Genomic DNA, 18,449 nt, shown 5'->3' with positions numbered 1-18,449 from the left:
GCCGGATGCTGCACGAACGTGCGCCGCGCATCCCTAGCCGGACCACCGGCGCGGGCGTAGGCTCTGCCTCACGACAGCGTGCCGACGGCGAGCGAGGTCTGCTGTGCCGCCGGCGGAAGGAGCCAGGATGAGCACGAACGAGCAGCCAGAGCGCGAACCGGCCGACAGGGACGACCTCGAGGGCACATACACGGAAGTGGACGGCGAAGGACCCACCGAGCGCACGGTCCACGGTCAGTACACCGAGGAGGAGGGCGTCGGCCCCGACCCGGAGACCAAGGGCAGCTACACCGACACCGATGAGGTGCAGGAAGCCACCACGGAGGAAGAGCAGGGCGACTACACCGAACGCGACCGCTGACGCACACACGCGTCGTGCGAAACGTGCGGTTCCGGAGATCGGGACCGCACGTTTCGCACGAGGCGTTCGCGCCCAGCGGCGCCCAGCGAGGGCCAGCGGCGCCCAGCGAGCGCTAGCGGAGCTTCTTCTGAGCTGCCTTGCGGGCCTTGTTGACGTTCTTCTTGGCCTCGGAGCGCGCCTTCTTCACGTTGGGGTCGTTCCAGAACGAGGTGACGGCCGTGGAGATCTGCTCGTAGCGCTCGCGCCCGGCGCGCGCGCCGAGGACGTAAGCGATGCCGGCGATCACGAGGATGATCAAAAACTTGGGACGCATCGGTTCTCCTGCCTAGTCGTGGCGCCGACGGTAGCCCTCACCGACCGCTCTGTGAACCCCGCGGACGGAACACCAGCACCAGCAGTGCGTGCAGCGGCCTGCCGAGGAAGAGCACCAGCAGCCAGAACAGCCCGACCTGCGGCACGAGCACGGCGAGCACCAGCGCGACGACCAGCAGAAGGGCGGGCGTCAGCCCGCGGAGCAGGTCGATGCTGTCGCGGGCGTTCTCCCTCAGCAGCTCCGGATGGCGGTAGAGGTGCTGTTCGATGAGCAGCATGGCGACGGACGCGACGACCATGTTCCCGATGTAGACCGCATCCACATCGCCGCGGTCTCCGCCGATGGCAGAGACGAGGTTGGTGGCGAACGGGATGAACACGATCGAGGCGAGCCAGAGGAAGTTGTACCAGATGATCGCCGGCGAGTAGTCGAGCACCAGCTCGAAGACGCGGTGGTGGATGATCCAGAACCGGCCGATCACGATGAACGAGATCACGAAGCCGAGCAGTTCGCCGTTGTGCTCTGAGACGAACGCGCCGACCGACTCGTGCGCGATGTCGCCGGCGACGTCGACGAGCGGCAGGATCAGCAGGGTGATCGCGATGGCGACCGTCGCATCCGCGAAGTTGACGAGCCGGTCGAGCCCGCGCTCCGTTCTGATCACTGCCATGCGGGTATTCTGCCGGTCAGTCGAGCAGTCCCAGCTCCAGGGCGCGCCGCACGGCCGATGTGCGATCGGAGACGCCGAGCTTCTCGTACGCGCGGCTCAGGTAGGTCTTCACGGTCGCCTCGCCGATGAACAGCTCGGAGCCGATCGCCGCGTTGGTGCGCCCGTCGGCCGCGAGGCGCAGCACGTTGAGTTCCTGCGCGGAGAGCGCCGGCGCGGCCTGCCCTCCCTGCACCCGGCTGAGCAGCGCCGTGGCCGCCGACCCGGCGAGCACCGTCTCGCCTGCAGCGGCGGCGCGCACCGACCTGGCCAGCTCGGCAGGGGCGATGTCTTTGAGCAGGTAGCCGCTCGCGCCCGCCTCGATGGCGCGCAGGATGTCCTGGTCCGTCTCGTAGGTCGTCAGCACGACCACCCTGGTCCCTGGGTGCGCGGAGACGATCGCCTTCGTCGCTTCGACACCGTCGCCGCCCGGCATCCGGAGATCCATCAGCACCAGAGTGGGATGCAGGGCGGCCACGAGCGCGACCGCCTCCGGCCCGCTGGACGCCTGGCCGACCACGTCGATGTCGTCGTAGCTCTGCAGCATCCCGCGGATGCCTTCCCGCACCATCGGATGATCGTCGGCGAGGACGATGCGGATCATGACTGCTCCTCCTTCACGGGGACGGTCACCCGCACCGTCGTTCCCGCACCGGGATGCGCGTCCAGTTCGAACACGCCGCCCACCTCCCTCACGCGCGACGCCATCCCGTCGATCCCGTACCCGTCGCGCGGTGCGTCGCCGTCGAAGCCCCGGCCGTCGTCGGAGACGGTGAGCGCGATCCCCGCCGCGCGGCCGTCGCCCTCTCCTGCGTCGCCGCCGTCGCCGTACTCCAGCACCACGTGGACGTGCGCCGCCGCCGCGTGCTTCCGCACGTTCGCGAGGGCTTCCTGGGCCACCCGCAGCACGACCACCTCTGCGGTGGGCGGGGCAGGGAGCGGCGTGCCGGTGGAGCTGAACCGCGCATCCACCCCTGTCTCGTCGGCGAAGCGGCGGGTGACCCGCTCGACGGCTTGGGCGAGCGAGCCCTCGGAGAGCCTGCCGGGGGTCATCGCCGCGATGATGCGGCGCGACTCCTGCAGGTTCTCCTGCGCAGTCTCCGTGATGAGCTCGACGTGCCTGCGTGCGGCTTCGGGGTCGCTGCTCAGTTCGCCCTGCACAGCGTGGCCGAGCGTGACGATGCTCGTGAAACCCTGCGCGAGGGTGTCGTGCATCTCGCGGGCGATGCGCTCGCGCTCTGCCGCTGCACCCTGCTGGCCGGAGAGCGTGGCGATCTCCGTCTGCTGCTCCCTGAGCTGCTCGATGAGGGCTGCGCGCGCCTCGCTCTGCTGAGTCACGGTGGTCATCCTGTTGCTGAAGTAGATGGAGACGGCGATGATCAGGACGGTCCAGCCGATCAGCTCGGCGAGATCGGCGGGGCCGACCTGCCCGAGCCCGACCCGCACGAGCAGCCCTCCTGCGTTGAGCACGACGATCGCCGCCCCGGCGAACCACGGCCGCAGCAGGAGGAAGAACTGCGGAGAGAGCACGAACAGCGCGACGTTCGTCCAGTCGTTGAGGCCGAGCGCGATCAGGTAGGCCACGATCGCGATGGCGACGTACGCCCACGCCCGCGGCGAGTCGCTGCGCAGCCCGGCCAGGCTCGGCCTGGCCAGGAACCAGTACACCGGGGCGAGGGCCAGGACGATCGCTGCGGCGAGCGCGGCGCCGGCGAACCCGCCCACCGGGTTCGCCAGGATCATCACGACCGTGGCCGCGGTCGCGACACCGGAGAACCACAGCCAGTCGCTGAGTGCTCTGTCGGTGATGCGCTGCCCTGTCACGGTCTCCACGCTCAGACTGTAGCGGCTCGGTCGCTGTCGGCGGCGGCGGCTGCTGCCTCGTCCGGCTCGGCGGAGGAGCGCCCTGCCGGGTAGAAGAACCCGAGCACCGCCACGATGGCCATCGCCACCGCCATGCCGATGAACGCCCACTGAACGCTCGACGCGTAGTCGGTCTGGACGGCGTGCATGATCTGGTCGCGCACGGTCTGCGGCAGTGCGGAGAGCGAGCTGCCGCCACCGGATGCGCCGGAGATCTGGTCGACCGCGCGCTGCGCGTCCGCCGGCCCGGCGCCGAGCTTCGCGAACGATGCGGTGAGCAGGTCGGTCAGCCGCGAGGTGACGATGGTGGTGAACACCGCGAGGCCGAGCGCCCCTCCGAAGTTCTTCATGGTCTGCGAGATGGCCGTGACCTCGCCGTAGCTGGCGCCGATGGCCCGGTTGACCGCATCCGTCGACACCGCGCTGAACATCAGGCCGATGCCCGCGCCTGCCACCACGATCGGCATGGTCTGCGCGTTGAAGAACGAACCGGCCTGGATGTTGAGATTCGTGACCGAGCTTGCGAGCCACGCGAAGCCGGCCGCGCCGACCAGACCGCCGAGGATGACGACCCCGCGGGCGCCGTGCTTGTCGAACCGGACAGAGCCGATGCGGCTGGCGATGACGAATCCGATGAAGAACTTGAGGAACAGCAGCCCGGTGTCGAGGGCGGAGAGCTGCAACGACACCTGACCGTAGACGCTGAGGAAGAAGAACGTGGAGATGAACGCGATGGACGAGAACAGCGTCGCCAGCGTCGAGAGGGTGAACCCGCGGTCGCGGAACGCGGCGAGCTGCACCAGCGGCTGCGCGACGCGGCGCTGTCGGACGATGAAGAGCGCGATCAGCAGCACACCGGCGATGAGGCTGCCGTACACGGACGGGTCGTCCCAGCCCCACGGGCTCGCCTGCTGCAGGCCGAACACGATGGCGCTCATCCCGAACGCCACGATCACGGCGCCCAGCCAGTCGATGCGCTCCGTGCGGCGAGCGGACGGGCGCGCAGCGATGGCCACGATGACGAACGCGGCGATCGCGATCGGCACGTTCACCCAGAAGATCGCCCGCCAGGTCCACACGGTGAGGTAGCCGCCGGCGATCGGGCCGAGAGCGGTCATCGCGCCGGTGATGGCGAAGAAGATGGCCATCGCCCGGCCACGGGATGCGCGGGCGAAGCCCTCGACCACGATGCCGATGGCGGCGGGGAACATGATCGCTCCGCTCACGCCCTGCAGCGCGCGGGCCGCGACGAGCCACGCCTCCGCGCCGTCGCCTGCGGGGGCGAGGCCGCAGAGCAGCGAGGTGATGCCGAACCCTGCGATGCCGATGAGCGCCATGCGCTTGTGCCCGAACACGTCGGCGACGCGGCCGCCGAGGAGGAAGAACGCGGCGGTGGTGAGCAGGTAGACGTTGACCGCCCACTGCATCCCGTCGTGGCTGAGACCGAGGTTCTGCTGGATGGTCGGGGCGGAGAGGGCGACGATCGTCTGGTCGATGGTCGTCATGGAGACGGCGAGGATGAGGCCGATGAGCGCGAGCCTCGACGCGCTGGAGGTTTTCATGGTTCCAGCCTCGCCTGGCGGGCTCGCGCGCGGCACCGGCCGGCGGCTGTCATCCGTGTCCGCCGATCGGTGGACACGGGGCGACACCAGGCGCGTCAGGACAGACCGAGCGACTTCTTGATCAGCGACTCCGGGTCGTCGGTGGTCGCTGCGGACTCGGTGGCCTGCTGGTTGGCCTCGGTGATCGCGCGGATGACCTCGTCGCGCTGGATGCGGACGCCACGCGGCGCGTCGATGCCGATGCGGATGCCGTCGCCGCGCGCATCCAGGATCGTCACGACGATGTCGTCGCCGATGAGCACCCGCTCCCCGACCTTGCGCGTCAATACCAGCATTGCTTCAGCCTAGCGGGGCGCGTCGTCCAGCCACAGGACGGGGAAGCCCAGCGCCGCCACCGATCCCGGCGTCGCCGTGAAGGCGGCGCCACACGCTGCGATCCCGTCGACCGCGAGCACGGCATCCACCGCGGCCACCCAGGCGGCGGTGTCCTCGGTCTTGCGGGAGGCGTCGACGGCCACCCAGACCTGATCGGGCGCAATACCGGCGAGCGATTCGGCGAGCGCCGGGATGTCCGCTGCGCCGTGATCCAGACCGAAGGCCGCGATGATGGAGCGCTCGCGGCGGACGCCGTCCGCGCGGGCCTGGAGGGCGCCGCGGCGGTCGTCGACGCGCGGGGCGGATGCGCGGGTGCTCCCGCCCGGGCGCACCTCGGCGCCGTCGACGGACGCGGCGAAGACACGGGATGCGGTCACGGCGTCTGCGCCGAGGCCGACGACCAGCGTGAGGTCGCCCCGGCCGCGCAGCCGAGCGGGCGGCTGCGGCGGAGAGCTCGGCTGCTGCTGGGCGGCTGGCTGCGGGGAGGGGGAGTCGACAGGCGCAGTGGATGCGCGTGGCTCCGTCCTCTCACCCTCCTCCGCGGCCGTCGCCCGCTCGGCGGCGGCGCGCAGGATGCGCTCGTCGACCACGGGAGCGGACGCGACGGCGACGGCTCCCGAACCGCCGTGCGCATCCACCCTGCTGTCCGCATCCACCTGCTCGTCCGCCACCGCCGGCTTCGCCTCGGTCTCCCCCACCACCCGCACCAGGTCGTCCAGGATCGCCGCGAACGCCGCCGACGACGTGGACACCGCCGGCAGCACCTCGGCCTCCTCCACGTCGACCAGCCCGGTCGCGTCGACCCATTCAGGCCGCGATCGGTTCCGCAACTCGCACCACCCCGACCGTCTCGATCTCCGTCTGCACCGCCGTGACCTCCTGGTACGACAGCACCGCGAGCCCGCTCAGCTGCCCGGCGACGAGGCGCCGGATCGCCGGCCGCAGGGCAGGAGCGCACACCAGTACGGCAGACACTCCCTGGTCGTCGAGCTGCGCCGCGGTCTGCCTGAGTGATCCGAGCACCGCTTCGAGCCGAGCGGGGTCGAGCACGATCTGCGTGCCGAACTCCGAGGGCCGCAGGCCTTCCAGCATCGCCTGCTCCAGGCCGGGGTCGATCATGATGACCCGCAGCGTCGCCCCGTCGAGGTGGGGCGCGACGACCGCGGGGCCGAGCGCGTTCCGCGCCGCCTCGATCAGCCCCTCCGGGTCGTTCGACGTCTTGGCCCGCAGCGCCAGCGCCTCCAGGATGCGCGGCAGGTCGTTGATCGCCACCTGCTCGACCAGCAGCCCCTGCAGCACGCGCTGCACCTCCGCCAGCGTGAGCAGGTTCGGCACCAGCTCGTCCACGGCGGACGGGCTCACCTGCTTGACGCCCTCGGTCAGCTGGCGCACGTCCTCGCGGGTGAGCAGGCGCGCGGCGTTCGCGGTGATGATCGACGACAGGTGCGTGATCAGCACGGAGACGCGGTCGATCACGGTCGCGCCGCCGAGCTCCGCGCTGTGCCGCATCTCGCTCGGGATCCATTTGGCGCCGAGCCCGAAGACCGGTTCGACCGTCGGCGTGCCCGGCAGCGCATCCAGGGCGTCGCCGAGCGCGAGCACGCGCCCGCTCGGCGCCTGCCCTCGGCCGGCCTCGACGCCGGCGATCTTGATGACGTATGTGGACGGCGGCAGGTCTGCGCTGTCCCTGGTGCGCACGGGCGGCACGATGATGCCGAGTTCGAGTGCGATCTTGCGGCGCAGCGCGCGCACCCGGGCGAGCAGGTCGTCCGAGGCGCCGCTGACGATGTCGACCAGGTCGGGTGCGAGAGTGATCTCCAGGGCGTGCACGCGCATCTGTTCGAGCAGGTCGTCCGTCGTCTCTCCCTTGCCCGCGTTGGCGACGGCCGCCTGCGCCGCCTGCGCCTTCTTCGCGGCGGCCTGCGAGTTCTTCAGGCGCTGCGCCGCGAGGATCAGGAACGCGCCGACCAGCACGAACGGAATGGGCGGCATCCCGGGGATGAGCGCCATGACGATGGCGGCGCATCCGGCGATGGTCAGAGCGTTGCGGGACTGGCTGAGCTGGCCGCTGGCCGTGGTGCCGATGTCGGTCTCCGCGTTGGAGCGCGTGACGATCATGCCGGTGGAGACCGCCATCAGCAGAGCCGGGATCTGAGTGACCAGGCCGTCGCCGATGGTCAGCAGCGTGTATGCGTTGACCGCGTCGCCGAGCTCCATCCCGCGCTGGATCATGCCGATCGCGATGCCGCCGACCACGTTGATGACGATGATCAGGATGCCGGCGATGGCGTCGCCCTTCACGAACTTGGACGCGCCGTCCATCGCGCCGTAGAAGTCCGCCTCGGCCGACACCTCTGCGCGGCGGGTGCGCGCCTGCTCCTCGGTGATGAGTCCGGCGTTCAGGTCGGCGTCGATCGCCATCTGCTTGCCCGGCATGGCGTCGAGGGTGAAGCGCGCGCCGACCTCCGCGACGCGCTCCGCACCCTTCGTGACCACGATGAACTGGATGACGATGAGGATGAGGAACACCACGGCGCCGATGATGATGGACCCGCCGACGGCGACGTGCCCGAACGCCTGGATGACCTGACCTGCGTACCCGTCGCCGAGCACCAGGCGGGTGGATGCGACGTTGAGGCCGAGCCGGAACAGCGTCGCCACGAGCAGCAGCGACGGGAACACCGAGAAGTCGAGCGGCTTCTTGACGAACATCGTGGTGAGCAGGATGACCAGCGCCAGCATGATGTTGACGATGATGAGCGTGTCGAGGAGCCAGGCGGGCACCGGCACCACCAGCAGCATGATGATGCCGACGACCCCGATGGGGACGGCGACCTTGGCGGTGGTCGATCTCATGAGATGCCTCCCAGAATCGGGGTCATGGTGTGGGTTCCGTATGCGGAGCCGCGGGCCTTGAGGGACATGACGAACGCGAGCACCCTGGCGACCTGGTTGTAGAGGTCGACCGGGATCTCGTCGCCGAGCTGGCAGCCGGCGTGCAGCGCGCGGGCGAGCGGGATGTCCTTGACGATGGGCACCCGCTCCTCCTCCGCCTTCTCGCGGATGCGCTGCGCGATCGTTCCTGACCCCTTCGCGACCACGCGCGGAGCGGACTTGCCAGGCTCGTACTTGATGGCGATGGCGATGTGCGTCGGGTTGACGAGCACCACATCCGACGAGCCGATGGCCGCGATCATGCGGTTGCGGCTCATCGCGAGCTGGCGGGAGCGGCGCTGCGACCTGATCAGCGGGTCGCCGTCGCTGTTCTTCTGCTCGTCGCGCACCTCACGCTTGGTCATGCGGGTCTGCTTGCGGTTGCGCCGCATCACGACGAGCACGTCCAGCCCGGCGAGTACCAGCCCGGCCCCGACAGCGGCCTGCAGGAGGCCGGTCGCGCCGCTGGTCGCCGCGCCGAGCAGCGCGGTGAGCGACAGGCTGCCCGCCGTGAGCAGCACGGGCATCAGCCCCTGGATCACCAGGTACAGCCCGATGGCGACGACCGCGGACTTGAGCAGCGTCTTCGCGCCCTCCCAGAGCGCGCGCATCCCGAACACCCGGCCGACGCCCTTGACGATGTTGAACTGCTCGTACTTGCCCTCGAGCTTCTTGAGGTGAACGCCGCCCTGCGCGGCCGCTGCGCCGATGATCGCGATGGCGGCGACGGCGAGCAGCGGGCCGATGGTGGCCAGGATGCTGCCGAGGCCGTCGCCGAGAGCGTGCAGGGCAGCGGCAGGGTCCGGGTTCTCGATGATGGAGCGGACGGTGAACACCTGGTCGACACCGGCGCGGGTGCCGAGGTCGATGGTGAACGGCAGCATCACGGCGGCCGCGCCGACGCCGACCCACGCGGTGAGGTCCATCGACTTGCTGAGGCGGCCCTTCTCGCGGGCCTCCTTCATCCGTTTGTCGGTCGCCTGCTCTGTGCGTTCCTGCGCGTCGCTCATCGGCCCACCCCCAGCATCGTCTTGACGGCCGTTCCGGTCAGGCCCTCGACCACGCCGGGCAGCGCCACGAAGAGCACGGCGGCGAGCACGACGGTGAGCATGATCTTCAGCGGGAAGCCGAGCGCGAAGGCGTTGAGCGCGGGGGCGACACGGGTCAGCAGGCCGAGGCCGACGTCCGCCAGGAACAGCACGACGATCAGGGGACCGGCGATCTGCACGGCCGCGACGAACATCTGCGTCACCCCGACGACCATCTGCTTCGCGGGCTCGGCGAGATCGATGCCCGCCGCGAGCGGGATGGCGTCGTACGAACGGACGAGGCCGCCGATGATGAGCTGGTACGCACCGGATGCGAACAGCAGCGCCAGCGACGTCATCTGGAACAGCCGGGTGAACTGGGCGCCGTTGACCATCGACTGCGGGTCGAACGCCTGCGCCAGCTGGAAGCCGCCGAACAGGTCGACCAGGTTCCCTGCGGACTGCACGGCGGCGAACACCAGGTAGACGAGGAAGCCGAGCGTCGCGCCGACGGCCAGCTCCCGCAGCAGGTCGATCAGGAACATCCCGATGTCGGCGGAGTGGTATCCCTCGGCCACGCGCGGGGCGACGGCGACGGCCAGGCCGATCGCGAGCATCCCTTTGATCTGGGCGGGAATGCCGTTGTAGGAGAACGGAGGCGCGATCACCAGGAACGCGACCATGCGCAGCGACGCCAGGGCGATGGCCTCGATGGTGGACAGGTCGATGGGGATGTACATCAGCCGCCGCCCAGCAGCGTCGGAATCTTCTCGAACAGGACGTGCGTGAACGTGATCAGCTCGGAGATCATCCAGTGCCCGCAGACGATCAGGGCGATCCCGACCGCCGCCGCCTTCGGCACGAACGACAGCGTCACCTCCTGGATCTGGGTGATCGACTGCACGAGCGAGATGGCGAAGCCGACGACGAGCGCCGTCACCACGATCGGGGCGGCCAGCTTCGCCGTGATCATCAGGCCCTGCATGGCGATGTCGAGGACCGCGTTCGCGTTCATCCGCCACCCCGATAGCTCGTGATGAGGCTGGTGATCACGAGGCCCCAGCCGTCGACCAGGATGAACAGCAGGATCTTGAACGGCAGCGAGATCATCACCGGCGGGAGCATCATCATGCCCATCGACATCAGCGCCGCGGAGACCACCATGTCGATCACCAGGAACGGCACGAAGATCACGAAGCCGATGATGAACGCGGCCCGCAGCTCCGAGATCATGAACGCGGGGATGAGGGTCAGCATCGGCACGGCGGACGGATTCGCCGGGTTGGGACGCCCAGCTGCACGGGTCATCAGCGCGATGTCCTCCTCGCGGACGTGCGCGAGCATGAAGTTCCTGAGCGGCCCCTCGGCGAGATGGACGGCGGCGGTGAAGTCGATGTGACCGTTCAGGTACGGCTGAACGGCGTGGTTGTTGATGTCGACCAGCACCGGGCTCATGATGAACAGGCTGAGGAACAGGGCGAGACCGGCGAGCACCTGGTTCGGCGGGATGGACGGAAGCGCGAGCGCGTTCCTGGTGAGCGCGAGCACGACGAAGATCTTGGTGAACGACGACATCATCAGCAGCAGCGCGGGCGCGACGGACAGCAGGGTGATGCCCAGCAGCGTCAGGATGGCCGCGGAGGGGGTGCCGTTCGGCCCGTTGATGTCGATGGTGACGCCGCCCGTGCCTCCGCCGCCCGGGCCGGCTGGGCCGGTCGGGGTGGGGACGGGCTCCGGCACCATCGGCAGCGGGGCCGCGTGCGCGACGTTCGCGGTGAGGAGCACCATGGCGACCGCCGTGATGACGGCGAGCACGATCGCGACCACGAACCGTGGGGAGCGGATCAGCCGCCCAGCCGCCGCGATCACTTCTTGGGCCGCACCGCCGAGCTCGCCTGCCTCCACGTTGCCGGTGACAGGATCGAGCCCTTGAGGGCCTCGTCGAATACGGAGGCGCGTCCCTGCGCCGTCAGGTAATCGGCATCCTGCCTGGTGTTCTTCACGGGCTTCGCGGCGCCCGTCTGCCGTGCTGCTGTCGCGGACGGGAGCGCATCCTGCGCGGCGTCCTTGGTGGTTGTGATGGATTCTGCTGTGGCGACGTCGCCCGACTGGATCGGGCTCTGCCGGTCGATCGGGCTCTGCCGGTCGGTTGGGCTCTGTCTGTCGATTGGTTTGGCGAACGTCTGGCGCACCCGCGAGATCGGGGTGATCTCCGCATCCACGTCAGCCGGCCGGTCGCCGGAGGCGAGCACGTTGACGTTCCGCTCAGTGACGCCGAGCACGAACCGTGTCCCGTCCACGTCCACCACCACGACGGACGCCTTCGAGCCGACGCCCTGACGGCCGACGACGGTCACCGCGTTCCCACGGCGGACGCCGCCGCGCTTGCCCTTGGTGACGCGGCGCTGCACGTACCAGAGCAGCCCGACGATCACGCCGAGCACGACGAGCACTCGGAGAGCGACGAACACGGTATCCACGAAGAGTCAGTCCAGGTCTTCCGAGGCGTCGAGGATCTTGGTGATGCGCACCGCGTAGTCCTGGTCGATGACCACGATCTCGCCGTGCGCGATCAGGCGTCCATTGAGCAGCACGTCGGCGGGCGACCCCGCCGAGCGGTCGAGCTCGATGACGGCGCCCGGCTCCATCGCGAGCACGTCGCGCACGGGCATCCTGGTCCGGCCGATCTCCACGGTGAGCGCCATCTCGACGTTGCTGATACGCCCCAGCTTCCCGGCCATCGAGCCGGTGCCGAGATCGCGTCCCGCGCTGCCCGTGCGTCCCCGGATGGCGAACCAGCCGACGATCCCGGATGCGCCTGCCAGCTCGAACACGGTGGTGTCGGCATCCTCGAACAGCAGCGTCGCATCCTCGACCCGCGCATCGTCGAGCACGCCGGCGCCGAGGGTGTCGCTCGCGGCCTCGATGGCCGGCTGGAGCACGTCCTGCAGCGCGACGACCGGCGAACCGTCCGCCGCGTCGTCGACGAGGCTCGGCGCATCCAGCAGCACCACGGCGAGGTCGGCGGACACGTTGCCGACGAAGCTGGCGACCACGGCACTGCCCGTCGCCCCGGCGAACGCGCCGAGCGTGTGCAGGCGCGGGGTGAGCGGTGTCCCCGTCGGCAGGACGCCGACGAGGGCGTTGGCCGCGGCGAGCGCGTCGGACGCGTTCAGTGCCGTCGCGCTTCCTGTGCTGGTCATGCTCATGGTGTCTCAGTCCTCTGTATCTCTCGGCCGCGTGGTCTCTAGTCCGCCGTGTTCACGATCACGCACGCCAGCCGCGAGCCGCTGGAGCCCAGCGCTGCACCGGCGACGGGGTGACCCCCGACGGCGAGATCGAACGGTCGGTGTTGTGGATGCGGGATAGGCAGCACGTCGCCGACGGCGAGCCCGAGCACGACGCTCGGCTTGACCAGCGCCGGCGTGAGCCGCAGGGAAACGTCGACGGGCACGTGGGCGAGCTGCGCATCCAGCAGCTCGCGTGCGTCGTCTGCACTGCTGGTGGGGTTGGTCTCTCCCAGCTGGGGAAGCAGCACGATGGCCGGCAGCGCGAGCGTCGCCTCAGCGACGTTCTCCCCCACCCGCAGCTCGAAGGTCGCCACGATCATCAGCTCCGCGGTCGCCGCGGCCTGCGCGAACTGCGAGTTGTACTGGATGGCGTCGACGGAGATGGGCGTGACGAGCAGCGCGCCGAGCGAGTACCGCAGGTCTTCGAGCGCGTCGTCCATCAGCCGCCGCACGAGCGCGTGCTCGATCTGCGTGAACGTGCGCTCAGCGTCCACGGGGGTGCCGGTTCCACCCAGCATCGCGTTCACCCAGGACAGGGCGGCGACGGTCGGGAACTGGATGACGCCCTTCGGAGCGACCCCGTCGAGCTCGCACAGCACCATGGCGGTGGTGGGAGGCAGCGAAGCGGCGTACTCGTCATAGGTCTGCATGGCGACCGACTCGCACGCGACCTGGCTGAGCACGCGGACCTTCGCGGTCAACTGCGTCGCCCACTGCCGTGCGAACGTCTCGAACGCGAGCTCGAGCACGCGAGAGTGCTCCCTGGCGAGCGTGGTCGGCCGCCGGAAGTCGTACACCGGCGCCTCGGGCGCGGTCTCAGGGGCGTGCAGGGTGGTCACGGTGCCGACTATCGGCAGGGGGCCGGGATGCGTTAGGACCGGCCGCGGAATGGAACGAGATCGCCGTGATCTCCCTCATCCACCGCCTCTCAACCTTACGCCCAGCCCCCGCCGGCCGATAGTGCCCCTGTGACGGCTCACCCGGAGCCGAGACCAGGATTCGCCGCCCATGATCGTCGTCACCCGATTGAACGACAGCCAGTTCGCGGTCAACCCTGACCTCATCGAGCGCATCCACGCGAGCCCGGACACCACCCTCGTGATGGTCGACGGGGCGAAATTCATCGTGACGGAGAGCATGTCAGAGGTCATCGAGAAGATCGCCGCATACCGGGCGAGGGTCATCGCCCTCGCTCACGACCTGCCCTCCGCCACCGCGCGTCCCGCAGGCGCCCCTCAGCTCGGCCTCGTCCCGCCTGCGGACTCCGGCAGGGACGACGAGGCGCCGGATGACCACCGCGAGCACCCCGAAGCTCGGACCGTTCCCCTCCGTGCAAGGAAGAAGTGATGGATCCCGCAACCATAATCGGCATCGTCCTGGCGTTCGGCGCCGTCGTCGCCATGGTGACGATGGAGGGAGCGCACCTCAGCGCGCTCGTGCTGCCTGCCCCCATGGTGCTCGTGTTCGGCGCGACGTTCGCCGTCGGCATCGCCAGCGGCACCCTCAAGGACTTCGTCGTCGCCATGAAGGCCGTCCCGCGTGCGCTGCGCGGCAAGATCGAGCCGCCGCAGCAGGTCATCGACCAGGTCGTCGACCTCGCCGAGAAGGCCAGAGCGAACGGCCTGCTCGCGATGGAGCAGGAGGCGGACAGCATCGACGACCCGTTCCTCAAGCGCGCCCTGCAGAACATCGCGGACGGCACGGACGGCGACGAGCTGCGCGTCCTGCTGGAGGACGAGATCGCCACCAAGTCGAAGAAGGACAGGGTCGCCGCCAAATTCTTCAGCGGCATGGGCGGGTACGCGCCCACCATCGGCATCATCGGAACCGTCGTCTCTCTCACGCACGTGCTCGAGAACCTGGCGGAGCCTGGCGAGCTCGGGCCGATGATCGCCAGCGCGTTCGTCGCGACGCTGTGGGGTCTGCTGTCGGCCAACTTCCTCTGGCTGCCGCTCGGCGCGCGCCTCCGCCGCCTGTCCGAGCTGGACGTGGAGCGCATGACGCTGCTGATGGAGGGCGTGCTCGCCGTGCAGTCCGGCAGCCAGCCGCGCCTCCTCGGCGAGCGCTTGCGCGCGATGGTCCCCGATGCGGGCAGCAGCAAGAAGGACGCCAAGGACTCCAAGCCGGAGAAGCTCAAGGAAGCGGCGTAGCGATGTCCGCACGCCGCCGTCGCAAACACGAGCCAGAGGAGGAGCACGAGAACGAGGAGCGCTGGATGGCCTCCTACATGGACATGGTCACCGTGCTCATGTGCATGTTCATCGTGCTCTTCGCCATGTCGACGGTGGATCAGAAGAAGTTCGCGGAACTGAAGGACTCGCTCGCCACCGGCTTCGGCCAGGTGAAGTCGCAGAAGATCGATACGGCGACCGGCGTGATCGTGCCGCCGTCGCAGGTCGACGACAAGGGCAAGAACACCGACCTCGCGCTCGCCCAGCAGGAGGCGCAGAACCTCAAGGAGCTGAAAGAGCGCATCCTGGCCTCGCTGACGAAGGACGGCCTGCAGGATGCGGTCCAGTTGCGCATCGACGAGCGCGGTCTCACGATCGGGCTGGTCGGCAACGAGACGTTCTTCGCATCCAACAGGGCGGAGCTGAGCGTGCAGGCGACCCAGGTGCTCAACGACATCGGGCCGGTGCTCGCGCCGACGCCGTACCAGGTCTCGGTCGAGGGCCACGCCGACATGCGCCAGCCGGGCGCTCCGTACCCGACCAACTGGGAGCTGTCCGCCGGACGCGCCACCAGTGTGCTGCGGCACCTGGTGGAGACCGACGGGTTCCCGCAAGAACGCATCGTGGCGCTCAGCTACGGCTCTGCGCGTCCGCTCGCCAGCGCGACGGGGACGACGGACGCCGATCTCGCCCTCAACCGGCGGGTGGATGTGGTGGTGCTGTCGAACCAGCCGGACGCCATCCGCAAGCTCATCCCGCAGGCGCTCGGGTCGACGACGACGGCGTCCGGGTAGCCGCCGCACTCAGTCCAGCGCGACGGGACGCGTCCGCACCGGGGCCAGCCAGGCGGACACGATGACCGCCGTGATCGACCCTGCCGCCATGATCGCCGCGAGCACCACCACCTGGAAGCGACCGGCCTCCAGAGGCGATACGCCGCCGAAGATCGCGCCGACGAAGGCGCCGGGCAGGGTGACGAGACCGGTCGTCTTGGTCTGGTCGACCGAGGGGATGAGCGCCGAGTAGACCGCGCCGCGTGCCAGCTCCATGGTCGACTGCCTCGGGGTCGCGCCGAGCGCGAGCCAGCCTTCGACCTCATCCCAGTGGTCGATGGTCGCCTCGGTGAACCGGCGCCCTGTGAGAGTGGCGATGCTCATCGCGTTGCCGATGACGATGCCGCCGATCGCGAGCGCGTATCTGGCAGAGAACTCGATCGCGCCGGTGAGGAAGATCACCGCGAGCGTCACGACGATCCCGGTCGCCATCGCGACGCCCATCATGGTCGCGTGCTCGAGCGACCAGCCGATCCGCCTCGTCGCCGTCGCCGCCGCGACGGAGAACATGACGAGCAGCGCCAGCGCCACCCACACCGGGCTGGTGATGACCCCGGAGAGGATCACGCTGATGATCGCGAGCTGCACCGCGCCGCGGAGGATGGCGAGCAGCGGAGCCCACCGACGCGGCACCCGGTAGACGGTGAGCACGACGGTGGCCATCGCCGCAAGCAGCAGGACGCCGAGCAGCGTCGGTCCGAGCTCGGTGATGATGGGCACGGGACGAGTGTACGAGGCGTTCCGCCCGCGCCGGTCACGCCGTATCCTCGACGCATGACAGCGCGCATCGCCAACGTCACCATCCACGCGCAGGACCCTGCCGCCCTCGCCCGCTTCTGGAGCGCGACGATGGGTTACCCGGAACCGGCGGGCTGGACGGAGGAGGAGATCGCGGAGCTGAAAGCGGCGGGGCTGGACGACGACGCTATCGCCTCCCGCGCCGTGGCCTGGGACGATAACCCGCGCCACCAGCGCTTCTACTTCACCCGCTACGCGCACGAGCGCAGGCAGCGCAACCGGATGCACATCGACATCACGCCGTTCGAGGACCGTCCCGCATCCAGGGACGAACTCGAGGCGGAACGCGACAGGCTCGTGGCGCTCGGGGCGACCGTGGAGAAGACGCTGACGGAGGCGTGGGGACCGTACGAGGAGTTCGCGATCATGATGCGCGACCCGGAGGGAAACGAGTTCTGCCTGCAGTGAGCGGGGATGCGCATCCCGCGCCTGGAACACGAACGGCGCGGAACGCACGCCCGTCCTGAGACAGAGGATGCGTTCCGCGCCGAACCGCTGCGGGGCGGAAGTGGTGCTGGTCAGCGCTTCAGGTTGGTGAGCTCCTGGAGCACCTCGTCGGAGGTGGTGATGATACGGGCGTTCGCCTGGAAGCCGCGCTGCGCGACGATCAGGTTGGTGAACTCCTGCGAGAGGTCGACGTTGGACATCTCGAGCGAGCCGCCCTGGATGGAGCCGAGGCCGGCGTCGCCTGGACCGCCCAGCTGCGGGTTGCCGGAGTTGACGGAGGCGCGATAGCCGGAGCCGCCCGCCTTCTCGAGGCCGCCGGGGTTGACGAACGTGGCGAGGGCAATGCGGCCGACCGCCTGCTTGTCGCCGTTCGAGAACAGGCCGATCAGTGTGCCGTCCTGGGACAGGCTGAACGATTCGAGGGTTCCGGCCTGGCGGCCGTTCTGCTCCTTGAAGGCGACCGTGGTGAGGTCGGCGTATCCGGTGACCGAGCTGAGGTCGACCGCGACGCCGCCGACCGTGATGCTGCCGCCGGAGGTGAGCACGCCGTTCGTGAAGGCGAGCGCGCCGGTGCCGGTGGCTGTGCCGTCCGTGCCTGCCACATCCCATCCGGTGCCGGTCTTGGTGAAGGTGAGCGACAGCGTGCGCGCCACACCGGTGGAGTCGTAGACCTTCACGTCGCGCACAAGCTGGTCGCCGACCGCTGCGCCGGACGGCAGGTTGCCGGAGACGGTGCCCGTGGTGGTGGCGGATGCCGGCGCGACCGCCTTCAGCGGGATGGTCACGTCGCCGAGTGCTCCACCCTGCTGGATGACGCCGTTGACCGCGTTCCAGCCCTGCAGGATCGCGCCGCCCGGACCGACCAGGCGACCCTGCGCATCCGGGTCGAACGAGCCTGCACGGGTGTAGAGGGTCTCGCCGCCGACCTTGGTGACGAAGAAGCCGTCGCCGTTGATCATCATGTCGGTGGCGCGGCCGGTCGCCTGCGCTGCGCCCTGAGTGAAGTTGGTGTTGATGCCGGCCACGAGCACGCCGAGGCCGATCTGCGCGGGGTTGGTGCCGCCGGTCTCTCCCTGGCCGCCGCCCGCTCCGCGCACGAGCTGCGAGAGGGTGTCCTCGAACTGCACGGCGGAGGACTTGAAGCCGGTGGTGTTGACGTTGGCGATGTTGTTGCCCGTCACGTCCAGCATGGTCTGGTGCGAACGGAGGCCGGAGATTCCGGAGTAGAGGGAACGGAGCACGATGCTGCCTTTCTGTGAGGTTCGGTGAGGTCAGGCGGTCGGCGCGGGCGCCGGTGTGGGGGTGACCACGCCGGAGATCGCGTCGAGGTTGATCTTCTGGTCGCCGACGGTGACGACAGGGACGGAGCCGGCGTACGAGACGGAGGAGGCGACGCCGGTCTGCGTTGCGCCGTCCTTGTCGATGTAGCTGACGGTGTGCCCGACGAGGGCGGCCGCAGCGGTGCGCATCTGCAGGGCGAAGCCCTCCTGGCTGGTGGTGTCCAGGTTGGTGAGCTTCTCCATGGTCGCGAGCTGCGTGGTCTGGGAGATCATCTGGTTGGTGTCCATCGGCGAGCTCGGGTCCTGGTTGCGCAACTGGGTGACCAGGAGCTGCATGAACGCCTCACTGTCGAGGGACTGCTTGGGCTGCCGGGTGGGCAGGGTGGAGTAGATGCCGCCTGTGGCGGCGGTGTCGTTCGCTCCGGTGACGGGGTCGACGGCCACGGTGGCTCCCTTCTGCGGTGAGGCTGGTCGGTTCGGTCGGTTGG

The 18,449-nt window shown here is 69.4% G+C and carries 23 protein-coding genes; 5 read left to right on the top strand and 18 right to left on the bottom strand.

Going from position 1 to position 18,449, the window contains the following annotated elements:
* Nucleotides 1-127 precede the first annotated feature (127 nt).
* A complete protein-coding gene (locus ASE16_RS16260; RefSeq protein ID WP_055897462.1) occupies nucleotides 128-361 on the top strand; it encodes a hypothetical protein in 234 nt (77 codons plus the stop codon).
* Nucleotides 362-473: 112 nt separating this feature from the next.
* Here the strand turns inward: ASE16_RS16260 and ASE16_RS16255 are convergent, their stop codons facing one another.
* The 15 genes from ASE16_RS16255 to ASE16_RS16185 all read right to left on the bottom strand — a co-directional run bounded on the left by ASE16_RS16255 (nucleotide 474) and on the right by ASE16_RS16185 (nucleotide 13,271).
* Nucleotides 474-674 carry a hypothetical protein gene (locus ASE16_RS16255; RefSeq protein ID WP_055897459.1) on the bottom strand — a complete coding sequence of 67 codons (201 nt, stop codon included), beginning with the start codon at nucleotides 672-674 and terminating at the stop codon, nucleotides 474-476.
* A gap of 37 nt (nucleotides 675-711) precedes the next feature.
* The gene (locus ASE16_RS16250) at nucleotides 712-1,344 is read right to left on the bottom strand and encodes a TMEM175 family protein (RefSeq protein ID WP_055897456.1); all 633 of its coding nucleotides are present in this window, start codon (nucleotides 1,342-1,344) and stop codon (nucleotides 712-714) included.
* A 16-nt stretch (nucleotides 1,345-1,360) separates the two neighbouring features.
* Nucleotides 1,361-1,984, bottom strand: coding sequence for a response regulator transcription factor (locus tag ASE16_RS16245; RefSeq protein WP_055897453.1), 624 nt, complete (start codon nucleotides 1,982-1,984; stop codon nucleotides 1,361-1,363).
* Entirely contained in the window at nucleotides 1,981-3,213 is a 1,233-nt protein-coding gene (locus ASE16_RS16240; RefSeq protein WP_055897450.1) for a sensor histidine kinase, read from the bottom strand. The genes ASE16_RS16245 and ASE16_RS16240 overlap by 4 nt, the downstream gene beginning before the upstream one ends.
* Nucleotides 3,214-3,215: 2 nt before the next feature.
* Complete coding sequence (locus ASE16_RS16235; RefSeq protein ID WP_055897447.1) at nucleotides 3,216-4,805, bottom strand: MFS transporter; 1,590 nt, start codon at nucleotides 4,803-4,805, stop codon at nucleotides 3,216-3,218.
* Between the two features lie 95 nt (nucleotides 4,806-4,900).
* On the bottom strand, nucleotides 4,901-5,140 hold the full coding sequence (gene csrA, locus ASE16_RS16230) for a carbon storage regulator CsrA (protein ID WP_055897444.1): 240 nt from the start codon (nucleotides 5,138-5,140) through the stop codon (nucleotides 4,901-4,903).
* A gap of 9 nt (nucleotides 5,141-5,149) precedes the next feature.
* Entirely contained in the window at nucleotides 5,150-6,010 is an 861-nt protein-coding gene (locus tag ASE16_RS20005) for a hypothetical protein (RefSeq protein ID WP_055897441.1), read from the bottom strand.
* Nucleotides 5,988-8,036 (bottom strand): flagellar biosynthesis protein FlhA, encoded by a 2,049-nt coding sequence (locus ASE16_RS16220; RefSeq protein ID WP_055897438.1) that lies wholly within the window; start codon nucleotides 8,034-8,036, stop codon nucleotides 5,988-5,990. The genes ASE16_RS20005 and ASE16_RS16220 overlap by 23 nt, the downstream gene beginning before the upstream one ends.
* Nucleotides 8,033-9,124: a flagellar biosynthesis protein FlhB gene (locus ASE16_RS16215; RefSeq protein ID WP_055897435.1), complete on the bottom strand. Its 1,092-nt coding sequence runs from the start codon at nucleotides 9,122-9,124 to the stop codon at nucleotides 8,033-8,035. Before ASE16_RS16215 ends, ASE16_RS16220 begins: the two co-directional genes overlap by 4 nt.
* A complete protein-coding gene (locus tag ASE16_RS16210; protein ID WP_055897433.1) occupies nucleotides 9,121-9,882 on the bottom strand; it encodes a flagellar biosynthetic protein FliR in 762 nt (253 codons plus the stop codon). The genes ASE16_RS16215 and ASE16_RS16210 overlap by 4 nt, the downstream gene beginning before the upstream one ends.
* Nucleotides 9,882-10,157 (bottom strand): flagellar biosynthetic protein FliQ, encoded by a 276-nt coding sequence (locus ASE16_RS16205; RefSeq protein ID WP_055897429.1) that lies wholly within the window; start codon nucleotides 10,155-10,157, stop codon nucleotides 9,882-9,884. Before ASE16_RS16205 ends, ASE16_RS16210 begins: the two co-directional genes overlap by 1 nt.
* Entirely contained in the window at nucleotides 10,154-10,930 is a 777-nt protein-coding gene (fliP, locus tag ASE16_RS16200) for a flagellar type III secretion system pore protein FliP (RefSeq protein WP_157480472.1), read from the bottom strand. Before fliP ends, ASE16_RS16205 begins: the two co-directional genes overlap by 4 nt.
* Before the next feature lie 77 nt (nucleotides 10,931-11,007).
* Nucleotides 11,008-11,622, bottom strand: coding sequence for a flagellar biosynthetic protein FliO (locus ASE16_RS16195; protein WP_055897426.1), 615 nt, complete (start codon nucleotides 11,620-11,622; stop codon nucleotides 11,008-11,010).
* A gap of 6 nt (nucleotides 11,623-11,628) precedes the next feature.
* Entirely contained in the window at nucleotides 11,629-12,345 is a 717-nt protein-coding gene (gene fliN, locus ASE16_RS16190) for a flagellar motor switch protein FliN (protein WP_055898892.1), read from the bottom strand.
* 44 nt (nucleotides 12,346-12,389) lie between these two features.
* Nucleotides 12,390-13,271 carry a flagellar motor switch protein FliM gene (locus tag ASE16_RS16185; protein ID WP_055897423.1) on the bottom strand — a complete coding sequence of 294 codons (882 nt, stop codon included), beginning with the start codon at nucleotides 13,269-13,271 and terminating at the stop codon, nucleotides 12,390-12,392.
* 169 nt (nucleotides 13,272-13,440) lie between these two features.
* Between ASE16_RS16185 and ASE16_RS16180 the strand changes: the two genes are divergently transcribed.
* Genes ASE16_RS16180 through ASE16_RS16170 form a run of 3 tightly spaced genes read left to right on the top strand, consistent with a single transcriptional unit; the run spans nucleotide 13,441 to nucleotide 15,397 of the window.
* Nucleotides 13,441-13,779 carry a flagellar FlbD family protein gene (locus tag ASE16_RS16180; RefSeq protein WP_055897421.1) on the top strand — a complete coding sequence of 113 codons (339 nt, stop codon included), beginning with the start codon at nucleotides 13,441-13,443 and terminating at the stop codon, nucleotides 13,777-13,779.
* Nucleotides 13,779-14,582: a motility protein A gene (locus tag ASE16_RS16175; RefSeq protein WP_055897419.1), complete on the top strand. Its 804-nt coding sequence runs from the start codon at nucleotides 13,779-13,781 to the stop codon at nucleotides 14,580-14,582. Before ASE16_RS16180 ends, ASE16_RS16175 begins: the two co-directional genes overlap by 1 nt.
* Before the next feature lie 2 nt (nucleotides 14,583-14,584).
* Complete coding sequence (locus tag ASE16_RS16170) at nucleotides 14,585-15,397, top strand: flagellar motor protein MotB (RefSeq protein ID WP_055897416.1); 813 nt, start codon at nucleotides 14,585-14,587, stop codon at nucleotides 15,395-15,397.
* 9 nt (nucleotides 15,398-15,406) lie between these two features.
* Here ASE16_RS16170 and ASE16_RS16165 read toward each other — a convergent pair whose 3' ends face one another.
* Nucleotides 15,407-16,156, bottom strand: coding sequence for an ABC transporter permease (locus ASE16_RS16165; RefSeq protein ID WP_055897413.1), 750 nt, complete (start codon nucleotides 16,154-16,156; stop codon nucleotides 15,407-15,409).
* Between the two features lie 54 nt (nucleotides 16,157-16,210).
* Here ASE16_RS16165 and ASE16_RS16160 point away from each other — a divergent pair, with 54 nt between their 5' ends.
* The gene (locus tag ASE16_RS16160; protein WP_055897409.1) at nucleotides 16,211-16,642 is read left to right on the top strand and encodes a VOC family protein; all 432 of its coding nucleotides are present in this window, start codon (nucleotides 16,211-16,213) and stop codon (nucleotides 16,640-16,642) included.
* 110 nt (nucleotides 16,643-16,752) lie between these two features.
* Here the strand turns inward: ASE16_RS16160 and ASE16_RS16155 are convergent, their stop codons facing one another.
* Entirely contained in the window at nucleotides 16,753-17,922 is a 1,170-nt protein-coding gene (locus ASE16_RS16155) for a flagellar hook protein FlgE (protein WP_055897407.1), read from the bottom strand.
* Nucleotides 17,923-17,952: 30 nt separating this feature from the next.
* The gene (locus ASE16_RS16150; protein ID WP_055897405.1) at nucleotides 17,953-18,405 is read right to left on the bottom strand and encodes a flagellar hook assembly protein FlgD; all 453 of its coding nucleotides are present in this window, start codon (nucleotides 18,403-18,405) and stop codon (nucleotides 17,953-17,955) included.
* Nucleotides 18,406-18,449 lie beyond the last annotated feature (44 nt).

This window comes from Leifsonia sp. Root227, from assembly GCF_001428745.1.
Classification (GTDB): domain Bacteria; phylum Actinomycetota; class Actinomycetes; order Actinomycetales; family Microbacteriaceae; genus Leifsonia.
The sequence above is the reverse complement of the archived record's forward strand: the minus strand, read 5'-3'. Positions and strand labels throughout refer to the sequence as shown.